At 42.4% G+C, this 2,233-nt stretch carries 2 tRNA genes and 1 rRNA gene; all 3 read left to right on the plus strand.

The window, feature by feature from the left end:
• The first annotated feature begins 465 nt into the window (after positions 1–465).
• Positions 466–1,978 (plus strand): 16S ribosomal RNA (locus H2279_RS08355).
• 94 nt (positions 1,979–2,072) lie between these two features.
• Positions 2,073–2,148: transfer RNA gene (locus H2279_RS08360), tRNA-Ala, on the plus strand.
• A 6-nt stretch (positions 2,149–2,154) separates the two neighbouring features.
• A tRNA-Ile gene (locus H2279_RS08365) sits at positions 2,155–2,231 on the plus strand.
• Positions 2,232–2,233 lie beyond the last annotated feature (2 nt).

Below are 2,233 nucleotides of genomic sequence, written 5' to 3' on the forward strand. Positions count from 1 at the left end.
AATACTTTAAACCCCCTTTAAGCTTAATTAGTTATACTTTCATTTCCTTTTTCGAAAGGACTTAAAATCTTAAAAGAAGTTTCACCAAATACTTAATAAATTAAATTTTGCATTTAATTAAAGCCTTGCTTTGATTAAATAAAAAAATATCTTTTATTAAAGTATTGCAAAAATAAAACTTCTAATTATTAATGTTTTATTTTAAAAATTAAAAAATGTTTTTTAATTTTTAATTCAATAATTTAAAAAAAGATTTTTTGTTTTGTTCTTTTTAATTTAGTATTGTTATTCAAATCTTATAGTCAATCTTTGAAATCTAAATAAGTGATCGATTGAGCCAGATTAATAGATTTATTATTCTATTAATGATAATCAATTAATAAGAGTAAGATTAAAAAGTTTCCTTTTTTATCTTATATTTTAAATACTTTTTCTTTGAAGAAAAAGATTAAACTTTTCTATATTTTTATGGAGAGTTTGATCCTGGCTCAGAGTGAACGCTGGCGGCGTGCCTAATACATGCAAGTCGAACGATGAAGCTTTTAGCTTGCTAGAAGTGGATTAGTGGCGCACGGGTGAGTAAGGTATAGTTAATCTGCCCTACACTGGGGGACAACAGTTGGAAACGACTGCTAATACCCCATACTCCTACTTAACATAAGTTGAGTAGGGAAAGTTTTTCGGTGTAGGATGAGACTATATAGTATCAGCTAGTTGGTAAGGTAATGGCTTACCAAGGCTATGACGCTTAACTGGTCTGAGAGGATGATCAGTCACACTGGAACTGAGACACGGTCCAGACTCCTACGGGAGGCAGCAGTAGGGAATATTGCGCAATGGGGGAAACCCTGACGCAGCAACGCCGCGTGGAGGATGACACTTTTCGGAGCGTAAACTCCTTTTCTTAGGGAAGAATTCTGACGGTACCTAAGGAATAAGCACCGGCTAACTCCGTGCCAGCAGCCGCGGTAATACGGAGGGTGCAAGCGTTACTCGGAATCACTGGGCGTAAAGGGCGCGTAGGCGGATTATCAAGTCTCTTGTGAAATCTAATGGCTTAACCATTAAACTGCTTGGGAAACTGGTAATCTAGAGTGAGGGAGAGGCAGATGGAATTGGTGGTGTAGGGGTAAAATCCGTAGATATCACCAAGAATACCCATTGCGAAGGCGATCTGCTGGAACTTAACTGACGCTAAGGCGCGAAAGCGTGGGGAGCAAACAGGATTAGATACCCTGGTAGTCCACGCCCTAAACGATGTACACTAGTTGTTGGGGTGCTAGTCATCTCAGTAATGCAGCTAACGCATTAAGTGTACCGCCTGGGGAGTACGGTCGCAAGATTAAAACTCAAAGGAATAGACGGGGACCCGCACAAGCGGTGGAGCATGTGGTTTAATTCGAAGATACGCGAAGAACCTTACCTGGGCTTGATATCCTAAGAACCTTATAGAGATATGAGGGTGCTAGCTTGCTAGAACTTAGAGACAGGTGCTGCACGGCTGTCGTCAGCTCGTGTCGTGAGATGTTGGGTTAAGTCCCGCAACGAGCGCAACCCACGTATTTAGTTGCTAACACTTCGGGTGAGCACTCTAAATAGACTGCCTTCGTAAGGAGGAGGAAGGTGTGGACGACGTCAAGTCATCATGGCCCTTATGCCCAGGGCGACACACGTGCTACAATGGCATATACAATGAGACGCAATACCGCGAGGTGGAGCAAATCTATAAAATATGTCCCAGTTCGGATTGTTCTCTGCAACTCGAGAGCATGAAGCCGGAATCGCTAGTAATCGTAGATCAGCCATGCTACGGTGAATACGTTCCCGGGTCTTGTACTCACCGCCCGTCACACCATGGGAGTTGATTTCACTCGAAGCCGGAATACTAAACTAGTTACCGTCCACAGTGGAATCAGCGACTGGGGTGAAGTCGTAACAAGGTAACCGTAGGAGAACCTGCGGTTGGATCACCTCCTTTCTAGAGTACAAACTAATGAGTCTCACAACCATTAGTTCATATAAACTCAATCATCCTTGTTTAGATTTCAAAGATTGATGAAAAGCTAATTTATGGGGAATTAGCTCAGCTGGGAGAGCGCCTGCTTTGCACGCAGGAGGTCAGCGGTTCGATCCCGCTATTCTCCACCATGATAAGGGCCTATAGCTCAGCTGGTTAGAGTGCACCCCTGATAAGGGTGAGGTCACAAGTTCAAGTCTTGTTAGGCCCACCATT

Source organism: Campylobacter sp. B0100352/1 (assembly GCF_020135855.1).
Classification (GTDB): Bacteria; Campylobacterota; Campylobacteria; order Campylobacterales; family Campylobacteraceae; genus Campylobacter_D; species Campylobacter_D taeniopygiae.